The organism is Nocardioides dubius, assembly GCF_039528155.1.
GTDB classification, from domain to species: Bacteria; Actinomycetota; Actinomycetes; order Propionibacteriales; family Nocardioidaceae; genus Nocardioides; species Nocardioides dubius.
This window is the reverse complement of sequence record NZ_BAAALG010000003.1, coordinates 292505-310732: the sequence shown is the minus strand read 5'-3', so window position 1 is coordinate 310732 and position 18228 is coordinate 292505. Positions and strand designations below refer to the sequence as shown.

The 18228-nt window shown below is 71.3% G+C and carries 18 protein-coding genes; 7 read left to right on the top strand and 11 right to left on the bottom strand.

What is annotated here, in order from left to right; all coding sequences use genetic code 11:
* Positions 1-45: 45 nt before the first annotated feature.
* Positions 46-522, top strand: coding sequence for a DUF456 domain-containing protein (locus tag ABD151_RS05675; protein WP_343992183.1), 477 nt, complete (start codon positions 46-48; stop codon positions 520-522).
* A 28-nt stretch (positions 523-550) separates the two neighbouring features.
* On the opposite strand, the gene ABD151_RS05670 is transcribed toward ABD151_RS05675, so the two are convergent.
* The 3 genes from ABD151_RS05670 to ABD151_RS05660 all read right to left on the bottom strand — a co-directional run bounded on the left by ABD151_RS05670 (position 551) and on the right by ABD151_RS05660 (position 3378).
* Positions 551-1102, bottom strand: coding sequence for a hypothetical protein (locus ABD151_RS05670; RefSeq protein WP_343992181.1), 552 nt, complete (start codon positions 1100-1102; stop codon positions 551-553).
* 131 nt (positions 1103-1233) lie between these two features.
* Positions 1234-2472, bottom strand: coding sequence for an RNA polymerase sigma factor (locus ABD151_RS05665; protein ID WP_415629891.1), 1239 nt, complete (start codon positions 2470-2472; stop codon positions 1234-1236).
* A gap of 336 nt (positions 2473-2808) precedes the next feature.
* Positions 2809-3378 carry an HhH-GPD-type base excision DNA repair protein gene (locus ABD151_RS05660; RefSeq protein ID WP_343992177.1) on the bottom strand — a complete coding sequence of 190 codons (570 nt, stop codon included), beginning with the start codon at positions 3376-3378 and terminating at the stop codon, positions 2809-2811.
* 99 nt (positions 3379-3477) lie between these two features.
* Between ABD151_RS05660 and ABD151_RS05655 the strand changes: the two genes are divergently transcribed.
* The gene (locus ABD151_RS05655; protein WP_343992175.1) at positions 3478-3966 is read left to right on the top strand and encodes a hypothetical protein; all 489 of its coding nucleotides are present in this window, start codon (positions 3478-3480) and stop codon (positions 3964-3966) included.
* Here the strand turns inward: ABD151_RS05655 and ABD151_RS05650 are convergent.
* Both ABD151_RS05650 and ABD151_RS05645 read right to left on the bottom strand, forming a co-directional pair.
* Complete coding sequence (locus tag ABD151_RS05650; RefSeq protein ID WP_343992173.1) at positions 3915-5384, bottom strand: glutamate-cysteine ligase family protein; 1470 nt, start codon at positions 5382-5384, stop codon at positions 3915-3917. The two genes, ABD151_RS05655 and ABD151_RS05650, sit on opposite strands and share 52 nt — an antisense overlap.
* Positions 5385-5439: 55 nt before the next feature.
* Positions 5440-6381, bottom strand: a complete 942-nt coding sequence (locus ABD151_RS05645) for a DUF4192 domain-containing protein (protein WP_343992171.1) — start codon at positions 6379-6381, stop codon at positions 5440-5442.
* A gap of 108 nt (positions 6382-6489) precedes the next feature.
* Between ABD151_RS05645 and ABD151_RS05640 the strand changes: the two genes are divergently transcribed.
* The gene (locus tag ABD151_RS05640; RefSeq protein ID WP_343992169.1) at positions 6490-7845 is read left to right on the top strand and encodes a DNA polymerase IV; all 1356 of its coding nucleotides are present in this window, start codon (positions 6490-6492) and stop codon (positions 7843-7845) included.
* On the opposite strand, the gene ABD151_RS05635 is transcribed toward ABD151_RS05640, so the two are convergent.
* The 3 genes from ABD151_RS05635 to ABD151_RS05625 form a co-directional block, all read right to left on the bottom strand.
* Positions 7829-8671, bottom strand: a complete 843-nt coding sequence (locus ABD151_RS05635; RefSeq protein ID WP_343992167.1) for a 5-oxoprolinase subunit C family protein — start codon at positions 8669-8671, stop codon at positions 7829-7831. The two genes, ABD151_RS05640 and ABD151_RS05635, sit on opposite strands and share 17 nt — an antisense overlap.
* On the bottom strand, positions 8668-9264 hold the full coding sequence (locus ABD151_RS05630) for a carboxyltransferase domain-containing protein (RefSeq protein ID WP_343992165.1): 597 nt from the start codon (positions 9262-9264) through the stop codon (positions 8668-8670). Before ABD151_RS05630 ends, ABD151_RS05635 begins: the two co-directional genes overlap by 4 nt.
* Positions 9265-9695: 431 nt before the next feature.
* Entirely contained in the window at positions 9696-10394 is a 699-nt protein-coding gene (locus ABD151_RS05625; RefSeq protein WP_343992163.1) for a 5-oxoprolinase subunit PxpA, read from the bottom strand.
* A gap of 43 nt (positions 10395-10437) precedes the next feature.
* Here ABD151_RS05625 and ABD151_RS05620 point away from each other — a divergent pair, with 43 nt between their 5' ends.
* Positions 10438-12576 carry a S9 family peptidase gene (locus ABD151_RS05620; protein WP_343992161.1) on the top strand — a complete coding sequence of 713 codons (2139 nt, stop codon included), beginning with the start codon at positions 10438-10440 and terminating at the stop codon, positions 12574-12576.
* 189 nt (positions 12577-12765) lie between these two features.
* Positions 12766-13716 (top strand): sigma-70 family RNA polymerase sigma factor, encoded by a 951-nt coding sequence (locus tag ABD151_RS05615; protein ID WP_343992159.1) that lies wholly within the window; start codon positions 12766-12768, stop codon positions 13714-13716.
* A 79-nt stretch (positions 13717-13795) separates the two neighbouring features.
* Here the strand turns inward: ABD151_RS05615 and coaE are convergent, their stop codons facing one another.
* On the bottom strand, positions 13796-14389 hold the full coding sequence (gene coaE / locus ABD151_RS05610) for a dephospho-CoA kinase (RefSeq protein ID WP_343992158.1): 594 nt from the start codon (positions 14387-14389) through the stop codon (positions 13796-13798).
* Positions 14390-14455: 66 nt separating this feature from the next.
* Here coaE and ABD151_RS05605 point away from each other — a divergent pair, with 66 nt between their 5' ends.
* Positions 14456-15730 (top strand): class I adenylate-forming enzyme family protein, encoded by a 1275-nt coding sequence (locus ABD151_RS05605; RefSeq protein WP_343992157.1) that lies wholly within the window; start codon positions 14456-14458, stop codon positions 15728-15730.
* A 44-nt stretch (positions 15731-15774) separates the two neighbouring features.
* Here ABD151_RS05605 and ABD151_RS05600 read toward each other — a convergent pair whose 3' ends face one another.
* Positions 15775-16734 (bottom strand): helix-turn-helix domain-containing protein, encoded by a 960-nt coding sequence (locus tag ABD151_RS05600; RefSeq protein WP_343992155.1) that lies wholly within the window; start codon positions 16732-16734, stop codon positions 15775-15777.
* A gap of 93 nt (positions 16735-16827) precedes the next feature.
* Between ABD151_RS05600 and ABD151_RS05595 the strand changes: the two genes are divergently transcribed.
* Positions 16828-16986: a hypothetical protein gene (locus ABD151_RS05595; RefSeq protein WP_343992153.1), complete on the top strand. Its 159-nt coding sequence runs from the start codon at positions 16828-16830 to the stop codon at positions 16984-16986.
* An 80-nt stretch (positions 16987-17066) separates the two neighbouring features.
* Here ABD151_RS05595 and rpsA read toward each other — a convergent pair.
* Positions 17067-18228: 30S ribosomal protein S1 (gene rpsA, locus ABD151_RS05590; RefSeq protein WP_343992152.1), on the bottom strand; the 1162-nt coding region annotated here is incomplete at its 5' end.

Genomic DNA, 18228 nt, shown 5'->3' with positions numbered 1-18228 from the left:
GGTCGTTCGCCATTTTCCCGCCTGCCCGACGGCTAGGGTGTCCGGGTGAGTGGGGTTGAGCTGCTGTGCGCACTGGCGATCGCGATCGGCATCGTCGGGATCGTGGTGCCCATCCTGCCGGGCACCCTCCTGGTGCTGGCCGCGGTCATCGTCTGGGGCTTCCACATCGGTGGAGCCACCGCGTGGGCGGTGGTCGCGCTGGCGATCGCCATCCTCGGTCTCGGCACCGTGGTCAAATACCTGGTCCCCGGCCGGCAGCTGAAGAGCACCGGGGTGCCGGCCACCTCGATGCTGACCGGTGCCGTGCTCGGCATCGTGGGCTTCTTCGTGGTCCCGATCGTCGGCATCGTGATCGGCTTCGTGCTCGGCCTCTACCTCGCGGAGTGGCAGCGGGTCGGCGAGCGGGCGGCGCGGGGCACCACCTGGGCCGCGGTGCGGGCGGTCGGCCTCTCCATCCTGATCGAGGCGATCGCCGCGATGGCGGCGGCCTTCGTCTGGGTGGTGGGCGTCGTCGCCACCTGAGCGACGACGACGCCCGAGGGCTACCGGCTCACTTGCCGGGGCGCACCCAGGCCGAGAACTCACGCCGCGCGGGCGCCCAGTCGCGCACCGGGTGGCTGGCGTCGGCCATGTCCGTCACCCGCTGACTGACCCGGACCCGCTTCGGGTTGCCGAGACAGGGGCGGGAGACCACCAGACGGGTGACGTCCTTGGCGAAGTCGACTGCGAAGTCGTGGGCGCAGGTCTTCGGCTCGCCCGTGGGCTTCCAGTCCTTCACCCGGACCAACTGGTAGTCGGTGCCCAGCTGGAGCCCGGCGAGCAACACGTACTCCGGCCCCGGCCGGGCCGGCTTGGTGTCGAGGAAGATCGACGAGCTCGCTCCCCCGTCGTCCGCCGTCTTGCGCAGGTCCTGGTACGTGGTGCGCACCCGGACCTTGGTGGTGGTGTGCGCCAACCGCACCGTGAGCACGTCGTTGAGCGTGGCCGCGCTGTCGGCGCCGTCGTTGATCCTGGTCACCTCGGCCTGGGCCGGGCTGAGCATCCCGAGCGCGAGCGCGGCGCTTCCGAGACCCGTCGCGATCACCTTCTGTGCTGTGTGCATCGTCGTTCCTCCGTTCGCGGCCCCCGAGGGCCGGTGTGCGAGTGGACGATCTCCAACCTACGCGTGGAGCAGCCGCAAATCACTCACGGCCCGACCGGAGCGGTCGGGCCGTGGGTGAACGTGAGTGTGGATCAGTCCAGGTAGTCGCGCAGGACCTGCGAGCGGCTGGGGTGCCGCAGCTTCGACATCGTCTTGGACTCGATCTGACGGATCCGCTCGCGGGTCACGCCGTACACCTTGCCGATCTCGTCTAAAGTCTTCGGCTGGCCGTCGGTGAGGCCGAAGCGCATCGAGACCACGCCCGCCTCGCGCTCGGAGAGCGTGTCGAGCACCGCGTGCAGCTGCTCCTGCAGCAGCGTGAAGCTGACCGCGTCGGCCGGCACGATGGCCTCGGAGTCCTCGATCAGGTCACCGAACTCGGAGTCGCCGTCCTCGCCCAGCGGGGTGTGCAGCGAGATCGGCTCGCGGCCGTACTTCTGGACCTCGATGACCTTCTCCGGGGTCATGTCGAGCTCCTTGGCCAGCTCCTCCGGGGTGGGCTCGCGGCCCAGGTCCTGGAGCATCTGGCGCTGCACGCGCGCGAGCTTGTTGATGACCTCGACCATGTGCACCGGGATGCGGATGGTGCGGGCCTGGTCGGCCATCGCGCGGGTGATCGCCTGGCGGATCCACCAGGTGGCGTAGGTCGAGAACTTGTAGCCCTTGGTGTAGTCGAACTTCTCGACCGCACGGATCAGGCCCAGGTTGCCCTCCTGGATGAGGTCCAGGAAGAGCATGCCGCGGCCGGTGTAGCGCTTGGCCAGGCTGACCACCAGACGCAGGTTGGCCTCGAGCAGGTGGTTCTTGGCGCGGCGGCCGTCGTCGACGATCCACTCAAGCTCTTCGAGAAGCTTGGGCGTGATCTTGCCGCCGGCGGCGAGCTTCTCCTCCGAGAAGAGGCCGGCCTCGATCCGCTTGGCGAGCTCCACCTCCATCTCGGCGTTGAGCAGCGGGACCTTGCCGATCTGCTTGAGGTAGTCCTTGACCGGGTCGGCGGTGGCGCCGGCCACCATGACCTGCTGCTCGGGCTCGTCGGTGTCGTCGGCCGCGGAGACGACGAAGGAGGCCTCCTTCTCGTCCTCCTTGATCGACGGGTCGCTGGCGACGTCCTTCTCGAACTGCTCGTCGGAGATGTCCGGCAGCACCTTCTTGCCGTCCGGACCGACGGCGGCCTCGGCGGGCGCAGCCGGGGCGGCCTTGGCCGCAGCCGCCTTCGGCGCAGCCGCGGCGGGCGCAGCCTTGGCCGGAGCGGGCTTCGCAGGCGCCTTCTTCGCAGCCGCCTTCTTGGCAGCCGCGGTCGAGGTGGTCTTGCGCGGCGCGGCGGCAGCCACGGCGCGGCCCTGGTCCTCGACGTTCAGGGTGACGGTGATGCCCTGCTCGGTCAGGTGGACCAGGAGGGCACGGAGGTGCTGGGGCTCGACCCGAGCAGACTCACTGGCGCGACGGACGGCGTCAGGAGTGAGGGTTCCGGTCGGCGCGGCCTGCGCAACCAAGCCGACAATGGCTGGGTGAGACAGGACCTCCGCGGGCAGCAGCTTGCGCGAGCTCGAAGACACGTACAACCTCTCGGTGAAGCTATTGGGGCGCGGCCGAGCCCGGTGACGTCAAGAGCCGCAGATTTCATTCTGCCACGACAACGGTCAGAACCAAGTCCCGACCCGCACTTGTCAGCTCTTGGCGGCCTTCGCGGCTGCCTTGGCGGCCTGCTTGTACTCGCGCACCTTGAGCAGCGAGTCCTCGTCGACCACGTCGGCCACCGAGCGGTAGCCCTCCAGCGCGTAGTCGCCGGCGGCGGCCTCCCAGCCGGCCGGACGCACGTCGAGCTGCTTGGCGAGCAGGGCCACGAAGATCTGCGCCTTCTGCTTGCCGAAGCCGGGCAGTGCCATCACCCGCTTGAGCAGGTCCTTGCCGTCCTTGGCCTCGTTCCACAGCCGGGTGACGTCGCCGCCGTACTCCTGCTCGACGATCGCCGAGATGCCCTGCAGCTTGGTCGCCATCGACCCCGGGAACCGATGCACGGCAGGCGTCTCGGAGCAGACCGCCTTGAACTCCTCGGGGTCCATCGCCGCGATCCGCGCGGTGTCGAGGTCGCCCATCCGGGTCAACAGCTTCCAGCCGCCCCGGAACGCGTGCTCCATGCCGTACTGCTGGTCGAGCGCCATCCCGGTCAGCACTGCGAAGGGGTACTCGTCGAGGACGCGGTCGGCCTCCGGCTCATTGGCGATGTGAAAACCCATGGCCCGATGATCTCACGCAGCGCCGGCCCCGACCGGCCCGCACCGAACCCTCCTGTGGACAGTGCCCACGGCAGGTCCGAGTCGGCGCAGACTGGCGAGATGCTGCCCACTGCCGATCAGCCCGCTGGCGATCTCACCGCGCACCGCCCCGCGCTGCGGCTGGCGGTGCACCGGCTGCGGAGCGCCCATCGCGGTCGCAGCTTCGCGTGGACGCTGCACCTGGGCTCACTGGACGGCGAGCAGGTGGCCTTCTCGCTGGCTGGCCGCCCCTCGGCCGATCCGGCGCTCTGCCTGGATGCGGCCTGCGCACTGGCCGCTCGCTGCGTCGAGCCGTCCCCGTGGATCTGGATCACCCGGCCCGGGGACGCCGAGGTGCGCTGCTCCGACCTTGCCTGGCTGCGGGCGGCCTGGCTGGCCAGCCACGATCTCGGCCTCTCCCCGACCGGCGCGCTGCTGCTCACCAAGGAGGGCTGGTCCGCACCCTTCACTGGGGAGCAGGCCCGCTGGAAGCGGCTGCGCCTGCGCCCGCCCCAGGCTCACTCCGCCCAGGCGTGCACCGGCTCGTTGGAGTGCATCAGCTCGCGGTAGTCACCGAGCGTGCGGCGCAGGGCCTCCGGCCGGCCCAACGACGTCTCGTGCCGGTGCAGGCGGTCGGTGAACCACTGGGCCCCGTTGCGGCCCAGCAGACAGCGTTGCTCGATGACGCCGAGGAACCGGTCGCGATCCTCGGGCGTGACGCCCCACGAGTCGAGACCCTCCGCGGCCAAGGGGAGCAGGCGGCGCAGCACCAGCTCGGAGGCCGCCACCTGGCCCACTCGCGGCCAGTAGACCTGGGCGTCGATCCCGTGCTGCGCGGCCAGGTGGAAGTTCTCCTCGGCAGCGCTGAACGACATCTGCGACCACAGCGGCCGCTCCGAGACCGCGAGCGCCCGCACCAGCCCGAAGTAGAAGGCGGCGTTGGCCATCGTGTCGACGACGGTCGGGCCGGCCGGGAGGACGCGGTTCTCGACCCGCAGGTGCGGACGGCCCTGGGCGATGTCGTAGATCGGTCGGTTCCACCGATAGATCGTGCCGTTGTGCATCCGCAGCTCGGCGAGCTTGGGGACGCCACCGGTCTCCAGCACGGCCAGCGGGTCCTCGTCGTCGATCACCGGGAGCAGGGCCGGGAAGTAGCGCACGTTCTCCTCGGCCAGGTCGAACACGGAGTTGATCCACCGCTCCCCGAACCAGACGCGAGGGCGCACGCCCTGGGCCTTCAACTCCTCGCTGCGGGTGTCGGTGGCCTGCTCGAACAGGGGGATCCGGGTCTCGCGCCACAGCTCGCGCTCCAGCAGGATCGGCGAGTTGGCACCGACCGCGAGCTGGATCGAGGCGATCGCCTGCGAGGCGTTCCAGTAGGCGGCGAACTCGTCGGGCTCGACCTGGACATGCAGCTGCGTCGAGGTGCAGGCAGCCTCGGGGACGATCGAGTCGTGGGTGGTGCGCAGCGTCTCGACACCGCGGATGTCGAGCGCGATGTCCTCGCCGCGGGCGGCCAGGATCTGGTCGCTCAGCAGCCGGTAGCGCGGGTTCGGGCTCAGCGACTCGGGGCGCATGTGCCCCGGCGCCAACGTCGGCAGGATGCCGATCATCACCATGTGCGCCCCCGCAGCGGCGGCCTTGCTCTCGGCATCGTTGAGGCTGCGGCGCAGGGTCTCCTCGTAGGCGCCCAGTCCGCCGTCGCGCAGCAGCCGGGGCGGCACGTTGATCTCCACGTTGAACTGGCCGAGCTCGGTCTGGAAGTCGGGGTCGGCCAGCTCGGCGAGCACGTCGGCGTTGCGTAGCGCGGGCGCCTCGTCCTCGTCGACGAGGTTCAGCTCGATCTCCAGCCCGGTCATCGGATCGTCGACGGCGAAGGCCTGCTCGCGCAGCATCTTGGCGAACACGTCCACGCACTGCCGCACCTTCTCGCGGTGCCGGGTGCGGTCGGCTCGTGTGAACTCCTGGGGTGCCACCTCTTCGCCCATTGCCCCACCGTAGCGGCCAGGGCGTGCCTCCCCAACGGTTGCCGTCGCGAGCGGCCTAGCTGTCTCCCCAGCCGGTGAGCAGGTCGAGGGAGCGCCGGCTCGGCGGCACCGCTCGCTCCAGGTGCACCTCCAAGAAGGCGCGCACGGGATGCTGCGGCGCGCAGACGACGAGCCGGTCGACCGCGCACCAGCCCAGGGCGCCGTCACCGATCAGCCAGGCGGCCAGTCCGAGCACCGCCAACGGCTCACCGCTGCGGGCGGCGGGGGCTGCCCGGACCACCGCGGGCCAGAGCCGCAGATGCGCAGCGGGTGGACGCATGGCGAGCAGCCGGCGCAGCTCGGCGCGGCCCGGGTCGGAGTCGAGCGCGACCAGGAGCTCGGCCACCTGCTCCGGCGTCGGCGGACCGCCGACCGCCAGCCGGCGCTCGACCAGGCGCCGGACGGACTCGGGCTCCGGCGGCGTCTCGACGCCCTGCGCGAGCGCCGCCTGGACCTGGTCGGCACGGTCGGGGTCGGTGCGCAGGGAGGCGACCAGCGCGCTCCGCGACGCGTGCACCGCCCGGCCCGAGCGCCGTGCCTCGGCCAGGAACGGATGCCGCTCCAGGTGCAGGGCGCTGCCGCGCCGCGACGCATGGCGCCCGGAGAGTGGGAACCAGGCGCCGTCCGCGACCCGGATCGTGGTGAAGACGGCGATGCCGGCTGCGGCGAAGCCACGCTCCAACTCGGCCACCAGCAACCGGGCCTGCTCCGGATCGACGGCGTAGCAGACCGCGATCACCGAGGCGATCGCGTTGCTGCGGGCAGCCTCCAGGAGTTGCAGCACCGCCCGCATCCGGTCCAGATCGGTGGCGGGCAGGTCGATCCGGGCATGGAAGCCGGCAGGTGCGCCGAAGGTGAGCAGCACCAGCGACTCCTCGGGGTGGAAGCCGAGCACGCAGGGCACCAACGCCGCGACGTCCTCGGGAGTGCGGATCACCAAGCGTCGTGAATTCGTCATGCCGTCCTGCTCCCCCGGCGCCCTTGCGCCAACCACCCACCCCGACCTCCTGGGCACGGGTCGGGGCGAGGCACGGTTGTGCAGGAGGTTCGGGCTACCGTGCGTGTCATGAGGTCGGAGGCATCGGTACTGCACCTCGACCTCGACGCCTTCTTCGCCGCGGTCGAGCAGCGCGACAAGCCCTCCCTGCGCGGCAAGCCGGTCGTGGTCGGTGGAACGGGCGGTCGGGGCGTGGTCTCCACCGCCTCCTACGAGGCCCGCGCGTTCGGCGTCCGCTCCGCGATGAGCACTCGGGAGGCACGCTCCCGCTGCCCGCACGCCGCCTACCTCGGCGGCCGCTTCGACGCCTACCGGGCGGCGAGCCGGATCGTGATGGGCATCCTGCGCTCCCACTCCCCGCTGGTGGAGCCGCTCTCCATCGACGAGGCGTTCGTCGACCTGGCCCACTGCGAGCCGGGCCGCGGCCCACGCGACTTCACCCTCGGCGGCCTCACCGAGTTCGGCCAGGCGCTGCGCGCCGAGGTGTTCGAGGCCACCGGCGGGCTCACCGCCAGCGTCGGCATCGGCAGCTCCAAGTTCATCGCCAAGGTCGCCAGCGAGCTCGACAAGCCGGACGGCCTGCGGATCGTCGAGGCCGGCACCGAGCGCGAGCTGCTCCGTCCGATGCCCGCCACGGTGATCCCCGGCGTCGGGCCGGCCACCTCCGCGCGGCTGCGCCGGATCGGGGTGAACACGGTCGCGGAGCTGGAGGCGATCGGCGAGGGCGAGCTCGTCCGGGTGCTGGGCAAGGCCTCGGGCAGTGCGCTCTTCCACCTCGCGCGCGCCGAGGACGACCGCACCGTCGAGCCGGAGCGGGAGGCCAAGTCGGTCAGCGTCGAGGGCACCTACGCCACCGACCTCACCGACCCGGCGATGATGGCCGCGCGGCTGACCCGCTTCGCCGGCGAGGTCGCCCGGCGACTGCGCAAGCACGGGCTCTCCGGGCGCACGGTGAGCATCAAGGTGCGCCTGTACGACTTCACCACGCTGAACCGCTCCGCGACCCTGCCCGCCCCGACCGACGACGCCGCGGTGATCGGCCGGCTGGCGCGGAGCCTGCTCGGCGACCTCGACACCACCGGCGGCGTGCGGCTGCTCGGCGTCGGCGTCTCCGGCCTCGCCGACTGGGTCCAGGACGACCTCTTCGGCGACACCCTGCTCGCGGCCGCCGAGGAGGACGAGCCGCCGCTGCCCGAGATCCCGACCGACGTCGAGCGCCGTTGGGTGCCCGGGATGGACGTCGAGCACGCCGAGCACGGGCGGGGCTGGGTCTGGGGGTCGGGACGCGGCGTGGTGACGGTCCGCTTCGAGACCGCCGAGACCGGGCCGGGGCCGGTGCGCAGCTTCTCCGCGGACGACGTCGCGCTCAGTGCGGCGGTGGCGGTGACGGCCGAGGAGCCGGACGCCGTCACCGAGCCGGAGTGAAGCCGACCTCCGCACCGGGGCGCAGCTGCGCGCAGCGGGCGACGTCGTCGGCATGCAGCACCGCCACCACCGGGTAGCCCCCGGTGGTCGGATGGTCGGCCAGGAAGATCACCGGCTGCCCGTCGGGCGGCACCTGCACCGAGCCCAGCACCACGCCCTCGCTGGCGAGCTCCCCGGTGCGGCGCCAGGCGACCGCTGGCCCCTCCAGCCGGAGCCCGACCCGGTTCGAGGCCTCCCCCACCCGGTAGCCCTGCGCGCAGAGCCGGGCCAAAGGGTCGACGCACCAGTCCGCGCGCGGACCGGGCCACAGCCGCAGTGGCCCCGAGGCCGGCGGCAACGCGACGTCGAGCGGCCGCGGGCCGGTGACCGGGGCGCCCAGCGGAAGCACGTCGCCGGGACGCAGCGGCGCCGGGCCGACGCCGGCCAGGACGTCGGTGGAGCGCGAGCCGAGGACCGTCTCGACGGCGATCCCCCCGGCCAGCGCGAGGTAGGTCCGGACGCCGTCGGGTGGCGCCGCCAGCCCCAGACGCGCGCCCGCCGGCGCCCAGAAGGCCTGCGCATGCGGCAGCGCCCGGCCGTCCAACGCCGCGGGTGCGTGCGCACCGGTGAGCGCGCACCACCCCGCTCGGTCGATCCGCACCTGCAGCCCGCCGAACGTCGCCTCGACGACGGCGGCGTCATCGGGGTTGCCGACCAGGCGGTTCGCGAGCTCGGCAGCCGGCCGGTCCAACGCGCCCGCGCGCGGAACGCCGAGGTGGGCGTGCCCGGGCCGGCCCTGGTCCTGCACGGTGGCAAGGGGTCCCGGTGCCAGCACTCGCAGCGTCATCGGACCACGAACCTGACCCGGGTGCCCGGCGGCAGCAGGCTCGGCGCCGGGCGCTCGAGACTCCACAGCACGGCGTCGGTGCTGCCGATGAGCTGCCACCCGCCCGGGGACGCCGTCGGATAGATGCCGGTCCAGGCGCTCGCCACCGCGACCGAGCCGGGCTCCACCCGCGGGCGCGGGCTGCGCCGGCGCGGCACCTCGGGCAGGGCGAGCTCGCCACCCGCCGGACGGAGGTAGGCGAAGCCGGGCGCGAAGCCCGCGAAGGCGGCCTCCCACAGGATCGCGGCATGACGCTCGGCCACCTGCTCGGGGCGGCAGCCCCAGGCCGTGGCCACCGCGGCGAGGTCCGGGCCGTCGTAGCGGACGGCGATCTCGACCAACTCCGTGCCGGCCTCCCGGTCCTGGGGCTGCCAGGCGCTCAGCCAGGCCAGTGCCCCGGGCCGGTCGCGGACGCCGTCGAGCAGCACGCTCTGCGCACCGGGCACCACGTCGCAGGCCCAGCCCGCCCGGCGCGCGGCGTCGGCGAGCTGCAGGGTGTGCGCGGCCTCCACCTCGACCAGGACGGCATCGAGGCCGATCTCGATCAGTCGCACCTCGCCGTCCTTCCTCGCCAGGACCCCGACACGCCGTCGCGGTGCGCTCACGGTAGCCAAGGCAGGCGCAGAATTGGGCTGAGGGGCCCTGCGCCGGTATGAGCAGCGCAGGACCCCTCGCATCAAGTGACCGGGTGATGACGGCTTCCGATCGGCCCGACTGGTTCTCTGGTCCCGGTCACCGCGTCATCGGCGCCCGCTCTGACTCCGGTGGAGGAGCCGTGATGGACCTGCTCGCCTGCCTGGCCCGTCCCTGGCCCGGTGCTGCTCCCCGGTGACGGTTCGCGGCGCTGGACTGAGGACGTGCTGCCTTTCTACGTGGGCCAGGTCACACTGGCAAGGGTTGGCGGCGGAATTGCCGCGGTATTTGCGGGCCCTCCACAGATCCCGCTCGGCTCTCCACAGACATGGCCCTCCTCTCCACAGAGAAGTCAGCGACCTGTGGAGAAGCTCGCCACCACGAAGCCGGCCTCCTCCAGGGCGGCACGCACCGCGCGCGCATGGGCGACCGCGCCGGCGGAGTCCCCGTGCAGGCAAACCGAGTCCACCCGCTCGGCCAGGCGCAGCGCGCCGCGGACGATCTCGGCCTCCTCGGTGATCAACGCGCCGGCCTCATCGCGGGGCACCAACCGGCCCGCCGGGGTGTAGCCCCGGTCCGGGAACCCCTCCTGCCAGACCTGGCGCCCGGCGGTCCGGGCCTGCTCCAGGAGCAGCCCGCCCGGCAGTCCGAGCACCGGCAGGTCGCCGGAGCCCGCCAGCACCGCGGCGGCCTGCTCGGCGTCGTCGACCACCCGGTTGTAGAGGGCACCGTGCGGCTTGAGGTAGCGCACCGAGATCCCGGCCGCGGCAGCGATCTCGCGCAGCAGCCCGACCTGGTCGGCGACCTGCTGGGCCAGCAGGTCGAAGGGCACGTCGAGGCGTCGGCGTCCGAAGTGCTCGCGATCGGCGTAGCTGACCTGGGCGCCGATCGCCACGCCACGCTCCGCCGCCCGATCGCAGACCTCGCGCATGATCGCCGGCGTCCCGGCATGGAAGCCACAGGCCAGGTTCGCGCTGGTGACCACCGCGAGCAGCCCCGCGTCGTCGGTGATCTCCTCGCCGAGGTCGGCGTTCACATCGATCTGCCTCATGGCGACATCCTCTCCTGTCGGCTCCCGTGGATAGGGTCTCCCCATGTCGTCACAGTCCTCGCCTGCTCAGCCTGCACCGATCGCCGCCCGGGTTCCGCTGGAGACCACCCACCACGGCCATCGCCGGGTCGACGACTACGAGTGGCTGCGGGAGAAGGAGAGCCCCGAGGTGATCGCCTACCTCGAGGCCGAGAACGACTACACCCAGGCACAGACCGCCCACCTCGCCGGCCTGCGCGAGAAGATCTTCGAGGAGATCAAGAGCCGCACCCTGGAGACCGACCTCTCGGTCCCGGTGCGGATCCGCGACCACTGGTACTACTCCCGCTCCTTCGAGGGCCGTGAGTACGGCGCGAGCTGCCGGGTGCCCGCGGACGGCGGCGACTGGACGCCGCCGGTTCCCGCCACCGACACCGCGCCCGACCAGCCCGCTCTCGAGGGCGAGGAGGTGCTGCTCGACCTCAACGCGCTGGCCGAGGGCCACGAGTTCTTCTCCCTCGGCGGCTCGACCATCTCCCCCGACGACGCACTGCTCGCCTACGCCACCGACGTGGTCGGCGACGAGCGGTACACGATCCGGGTCCGCGACCTGCGCACCGGCCTGCTGCTCGACGACGAGATCACCGGCGCCCTGGGCGGCGCCACCTGGGACCGCGCCGGCGAGCACTTCTACTACACCACCGTCGACGAGACCTGGCGCCCCGACAAGGTCTGGCGCCACACCCTCGGCACCGACCAGGCCGACGACGAGCTGGTCTTCTTCGAGCCGGACGCCCGCTACTGGGTCTCGGTCGGCCGCAGCCGCACCGACCGGTTCCTGATGATCGTGGCGGGCTCCAAGACCACCACCGAGTTCCGGGTGCTCGACGCCGACGCACCCGATGCGGAGTTCACCGTCTTCGCGGAGCGGGTCGAGGGCATCGAGTACAACCTGGAGCACGCGGTGATCGGCGGCGAGGACTGCTTCCTCGTCCTGCACAACGCCAGCGGCCCCGACTTCGAGCTCTCCCGCGCTCCCCTGGCGCCGACCGCGCACACCGGCTGGCAGCCGCTGATCCCGCACGACCCGGCCGTCCGACTGGAGGACGTCGACGCCTACGCCGGGCACCTGGTGGTGCACCAGCGCAGCGAGGGCCTCACCCAGCTGCGGGTCCTGGACCTCGGCCCGGACGGCATCGCCGACGACCACCTCGTCCGCTTCGCCGACGCGCTCTACACGATCGGCTCCAGCAGCAATCCCGAGTTCCACGCACCCGTGATCCGTCTCGGCTACACCACCCTGGCCAAGCCGGGGGCGGTCTACTCCTACGACGTCCGCGAGCGGAGCCTGACCCTGCTCAAGGAGACCCCGGTCCTCGGCGGCTACGACCCCAGCGACTACGCCGAGCACCGGCTGTGGGCCACTGCCGAGGACGGCGAGCAGGTGCCGATCTCGCTGGTCGTGCCCGCCGACGCCGCCACCGACGGCACCATGCCGGTCCTGCTCTACGGCTACGGCTCCTACGAGGCGTCGATCGACCCGTACTTCTCGATCGCCCGGCTCTCGCTGCTGGACCGCGGCGTCGGCTTCGCGATCGCGCACGTGCGCGGTGGCGGCGAGATGGGCCGGCGCTGGTACGACGACGGCAAGCTGGCTCACAAGGCCAACACCTTCGACGACTTCAACGCCTGCGCCCGGCACCTGATCGCCACCGGCTGGACGGCCGCCGACCGGCTGGTCGCCGAGGGCGGCAGCGCCGGCGGGCTGCTGATGGGTGCCGTGGTCAACCGCGCCCCCGAGCTCTACGCGGGGATCGTCGCGCAGGTCCCGTTCGTCGACCCGCTGACCACGATGCTCGACTCCTCCCTGCCGCTGACGGTGATGGAGTACGACGAGTGGGGCAACCCCGAGGACGACCCGGACGCCTACGCCACCATCGCGGCGTACGCGCCGTACGACAACGTCACCGCCCAGGACTACCCGCCGATCCTCGCCGAGACATCCCTCAACGACACCCGGGTGCTCTACGTCGAGCCGGCCAAGTGGATCGCCAAGCTGCGCGCCACCGCCGTCGGCCGCCGCGAGTTCCTGCTCAAGACCGAGATGTCGGCCGGGCACGGTGGCGTCTCCGGGCGCTACCGGGCGTGGACGGACCGGGCCTTCACCCTCGCCTGGATCCTCGATCGGGTCGGTCGCGGCTAATTCCTGAGGCTTCCCCTGAGAAGTCCCTGAGAAGTCGGCATCTTGGCAACTTCTCCGTCTTCCCGCACGTCGTTACGTGTGAAGGCGTCCACCACGGGTACGGGAATGACCCTGTAGCTCGGATGGTTGGACCAGATGTGTGGCACTCGCCTACCGGCGGGGGTCACTCGGAAGAGGAGGGTTGTTCAGATGGCCACGAAGACCACTGCAAGCCGCGAGATCGAGGGCCGTGACAGTGTCGGCCTCTACCTCGACGAGATCGCTCGTACCCCGCTGCTCGACGCAGTGACCGAGGTCGAGCTGTCCAAGACCATCGAAGCCGGCCTGTTGGCCGAGCACCTCCTCGCCGAAGGCCGCGTCGGACGCAAGAAGGGCGGTGCGCCCAAGTGGGCCACCGAGGAGGAGCTGGAGTGGCTGGCCGAGGAGGGCCAGCGTGCTCAGCGCACCTTCATCAACGCCAACCTGCGCCTCGTGGTCTCCATCGCTCGCAAGTACGGCCGCTCGCAGATGCCGATGCTGGACCTGATCCAGGAGGGGAACACCGGCCTGATCCGCGCGGTCGAGAAGTTCGACTACGCCAAGGGCTACAAGTTCTCCACCTACGCCACCTGGTGGGTGCGCCAGGCGATCACCCGCGGCATCGCCCAGCAGGCCCGCGTCGTGCGGCTCCCCGTGCACGTGGTGGAGGAGCTCAACCAGGTCGGCAGTGCCCGCCGCACCCTGGAGCGCCAGCTCGGCCGCGAGGCGGAGCCCGCCGAGATCGCCGCCGAGCTGGGGCTGGAGGTCGAGCGGGTGCTCGACCTGATCCGCTGGGGCCGCGACCACGTCAGCCTGGACACCCCGGTCGACGAGGACGGCGACACCAGCCTGGGCGACCTGATGGCACAGGAGAGCACGCCGAGCCCGGACCTCGAGGTCCTGGACACCGAGAGCCGTGACCGGCTCAGCGCCCTGGTCGGGCAGCTCGACGACCGCGCCGCCGACATCATCCGCTCGCGCTACGGCCTCTCCGACGGCCGCCAGCACAAGCTCGCCGACATCGGCGCGAAGCACGGCATCTCCGCCGAGCGGGTCCGCCAGCTGGAGCGCGAGGCCCTACAGAAGCTGCGCCGCTTCGCCGACCCCGACCTCGCCGCCTGACCCGAACCTGCGCTTGTTTCAGCCGAACTTGCGCTTGTTTCGGCCGAACTTGCGCTTGTTTCGGCCGAACCTGCGCTAGTTAACGCCTGATCTCCTTGACGACCTCCGCAACCCGGTTGCGGAGGTCGTCGAGCGTTCCGGTGTTGTCGATGACGTAGGTGGCGATCGCGAGCCGCTGCTCACGGGTGGCCTGAGCCGCGATCCGGGCCAGCGCGTCGTCCTCGCTCATGCCGCGATCGCGGACCATCCGGTCCACCTGCACCTGGGTGGGCACGTCGACGACGATCACGGCATCGAACGTGTCCGCCCGGCCGGACTCGGCCAGCAGCGGGATGTCGTGCACCACCAGCGCCCCCTCGGGCGCGGCGGCCTCCAGGGCGTTGATCGCCTGGAAGACCAAGGGGTGCACGATCGCCTCGAGCCGACGGCGTGCGGACTCGTCCGCGAACACCAGCGCGCCCATCTTCGGCCGGTCGAGCTCGCCATCGGCTGCCAGCAGCTCCGGACCGAACTCGGCCACGATGGCGGCCAATCCCGGCGTGCCGTTGGCGACGACGTCGCGGGCCAGCTGGTCGGCGTCGATGATCACCGCGCCCAGCTCGCGCAGCATCGCCGCCACCGTGCTCTTGCCCGAGGCGATCCCGCCGGTGAGTCCTACCCGTGCGCCGGTCATGGCCGTGCCCTCTCTGCCGCGTGACGCCGTCCGCGTGGGCGGGCGGCTGCGTGGAAGGATACGGGGGTGCCCTCCCCCGCCTCGCTACGCCCTGGTGACCGGGTCGCGCTTCTGGTGCCCGGCAGCCGCGACTATCTCGACCTCGTCATCGCACTCTTGGCCGGCGGGGTCTTCCCGATCCCGTTGGACCCACGGCTGACGGCGACCGAGCGGGCCGGCGTCCTGGACGATCTGGCGCCGACGCTTGCGATCACCGATCCGGCCGACGTCCCACGCCTGCTTGCGCAGCTTCCGGCGCCCGCCCGTCATGGAGTTCCGCTGGGCCGTCCGATCCACGTCACGAGTGGCACCACCGGGCACCCGAAGGGGGTCTTCAGTGGGCTCCTCAAGCCGGACCAGGCAGCCGCGCTGGTCACCGAAGAGCGTGCCCTGTGGGGCTTCACCGCCGACGACGTGAACCTCGTGCTCAGCCCGCTCTACCACTCCGCCCCGCTGCGGTTCGCGACCGGCACACTGCTCGCCGGAGGCCGGGTCGTCGGCTTCGCCGAGGACGGTCTCCAGGCCCCCTTCGATCCGGTCACGGCCACGCGGCTGATCGAGACCGAGCGGCCGACGACGATGTTCTGCGTTCCCGCCCACCTGCAACGGCTCTTCGCCCATTGGGACCGCGTCGGAGTGCCCGACCTGAGCAGCTTCCGGCTGGTCGCGCACGCAGGCGCACCCTGCCCTCCCGCGATCAAGCGGCGGCTCATCGAGCTCTTCCCGCCCGAGACCACCTGGGAGTTCTACGGCTCTACCGAGGGCCAGTTCACTGCTTGCCGCAGCGAGGAGTGGCAGCAACGGCCGGGAAGCGTCGGCCGTGCACGACCGGGTCGCAGGTTGCTCGTCGAGGATGACGGCACGATCTGGTGTGTGGTGCCCGACGCGGCTCGGTTCAGCTATTTCGGCGCGCCTGAGAAGACGGCTCAGGCCTGGCGCGACACCCCGCAGGGCCCGGCCTTCACGGTCGGCGACCTCGGCCACCTGGACGACGACGGCTACCTCTACCTGAGCGGTCGTCGCGAGGACCTGATCATCACCGGCGGCGTCAACGTCTACCCGGTCGAGGTGGAGAACGTGCTGAGCGCTGTGCCGGGGGTGCTCGACATCGCGGTGCACTCCGTGCCCAGCGACGAGTGGGGCCAACAGGTCATCGCGACGGTCGTCGGCGACGTCGACGAGGACGCGCTGCGCAGCTACGCCCGCGAGCACCTGGCGCCGCCGAAGCGTCCCAAGGAGTACCGCTTCGTCGAGGCGCTGCCGCGCACCCTGACCGGCAAGGTGCTGCGCCGTCAGCTCTAACCGAAACAGGCGCAGGTTCGGGTGTGAACAAGCGCAAGTTCGGGCTAGGTGAGGGCAGCGGCGCGGAAGGCCTGGCGGTAGCGCTGCGGGCTGACGCCGCGGGCGCGGGTGAAGTGGTGGCGCAGGGTGGCGGCGTTGCCCAGCCCGACCCGGGATGCGATCCGCTCGACCGACTCGTCGCCGGACTCCAGCAGCTCCTCCGCGGCGGCCAGGCGCTGGGCCGTCACCCAGGCGTGCGGGGTCGCCCCGGTCTCGTCGCGGAAGCGGCGGGAGAAGGTGCGCACCGACATGTGGGCACGCTTGGCCAACGCCTCGATGGAGAGGTCCTCCTCGAGGTTCTCCACCGCCCAGGTGAGCAACGGCCCGAGGGTGTCGGCGTCGCAGTCCGGCACGACCCGTGCGATGAACTGCGCCTGTCCGCCGTCGCGGTGCGGTGGGACCACCATCCGGCGGGCGATCCGGCTCGCCGTCGCGGCGCCGTACTCCTGGCGCCACAGATGCAGACAGGCGTCGAGCCCGGCTGCGCTGCCGGCCGAGGTGATCACCTGTCCGCTGTCCACGTAGAGCACCTCGGGCACCACCCGGGCCAGCGGGAAGCGGCTCGCCAACTGGTCGGTGTAGCGCCAGTGCGTGGTGCACTCGCGCCCATCGAGCAGGCCCGCCTCGCCGAGGGTGAAGGCACCGCTGCAGACCGAGATCAGCCGAGTGCCGGCCGCGTACACCTGGCGCAGCGCCTCCAGCACCTCGGGCGGAGTCGCCTGACCCGACGACTGCGCCGGCACGGCGACCAGATCGGCCTCGAAGACGCGGTCGATGCCGTGCTCGACGTTGAGCGCGAAGCCGCCCGAGGAGGTGGCCACCGGGCCGGCCTCCAGAGCACAGACCGCGAAGTCGATCGGCGGCACGCCGTCGTCGGAGCGGTCGAGGGCGAACGCCTCGCACAGCAGCCCGAGCTCGAAGGGCGCGACGCCGTCGAAGCAGAGGACGGCAACGTTGGTCAGCACGATCTCAGCCAAACACCACAGTGGCCGAAAATCAATGGATACCTGCAGATCTGCCACTGGTGGCCGATAATCGTCGGGCGGAGAATTAATGCCATGACCTTCCTGCTGATCCTCCTCGCCGCCCTGTCCCTGCTCTCCCTGGCCAGCCTGCCCGCCGTCCTCGCCGGCGACGGCCACCGCGACCGCGGCCGCCGCACCGCTCCGCGCAGCCACCCGGCGGACGCCTTCGAGGCCCGCACCCTGCTCTCATGAGCCACGGAAAAGCCGAACGGCCCCGAACACCAGGTGTTCGGGGCCGTTCTCAGTTCAAGCGCTGAGCCGCTGGCAGCGGATCAGTTGCCGCCGGTCAGCTTCTCGCGAAGCGCCTGGAGCGCCTCGTCGGAAGCCAGCGAGCCGCCAGCAGCGGCGCCGGTCTCGGCGTCCGAGCTGTACGAGGTGGCCTCGCCGGCCTCAGCCTCGGCCTGCTTGGCCTCGGCCTGCTGCTTGACGTGGGCCTCCCAGCGGGCGTGGGCCTTGGCGTAGTCCTCTTCCCACTTCGCGCGCTGGTCGTCGAAGCCCTCGAGCCACTCGCCGGTCTCCGGGTCGAAGCCCTCCGGGTAGATGTAGTTGCCCTGCTCGTCGTACGAGGCGGTCATGCCGTACAGCGTCGGGTCGAACTCCTCCGCGTCGGTCGCGGTGATCGTCTCGTTGGCCTGCTTGAGGGACAGCGAGATCCGGCGACGCTCGAGGTCGATGTCGATGATCTTGACCATGACGTCGTCGTTGACCTGAACGACCTGCTCCGGGATCTCCACGTGGCGCTCAGCCAGCTCGGAGATGTGCACCAGGCCCTCGATGCCCTCCTCGACGCGGACGAACGAACCGAAGGGCACCAGCTTGGTGACCTTGCCCGGCACGATCTGACCGATCTGGTGGGTGCGAGCGAAGTGCTGCCACGGGTCTTCCTGGGTGGCCTTGAGCGACAGGGAGACGCGCTCGCGGTCCATGTCGACGTCGAGGACCTCGACGGTGACCTCGTCGCCCACGGTGACGACCTCGGACGGGTGGTCGATGTGCTTCCAGGAGAGCTCGGAGACGTGCACCAGGCCGTCGACGCCGCCCAGGTCCACGAACGCACCGAAGTTGACGATCGAGGAGACGACGCCCTTGCGGATCTGGCCCTTCTGCAGCTGGGTCAGGAAGCCCTGGCGAACCTCGGACTGGGTCTGCTCGAGCCAGGCACGGCGCGACAGGACCACGTTGTTGCGGTTCTTGTCGAGCTCGATGATCTTGGCCTCGAGGGTCTGGCCCACGTACGGCTGCAGGTCGCGGACGCGACGCATCTCGACCAGCGACGCCGGCAGGAAGCCGCGCAGGCCGATGTCCAGGATGAGACCACCCTTGACCACCTCGATGACGGTGCCCTCGACGACGCCGTCCTCTTCCTTGACCTGCTCGATGGTGCCCCAGGCACGCTCGTACTGAGCGCGCTTCTTGGACAGGATCAGGCGGCCT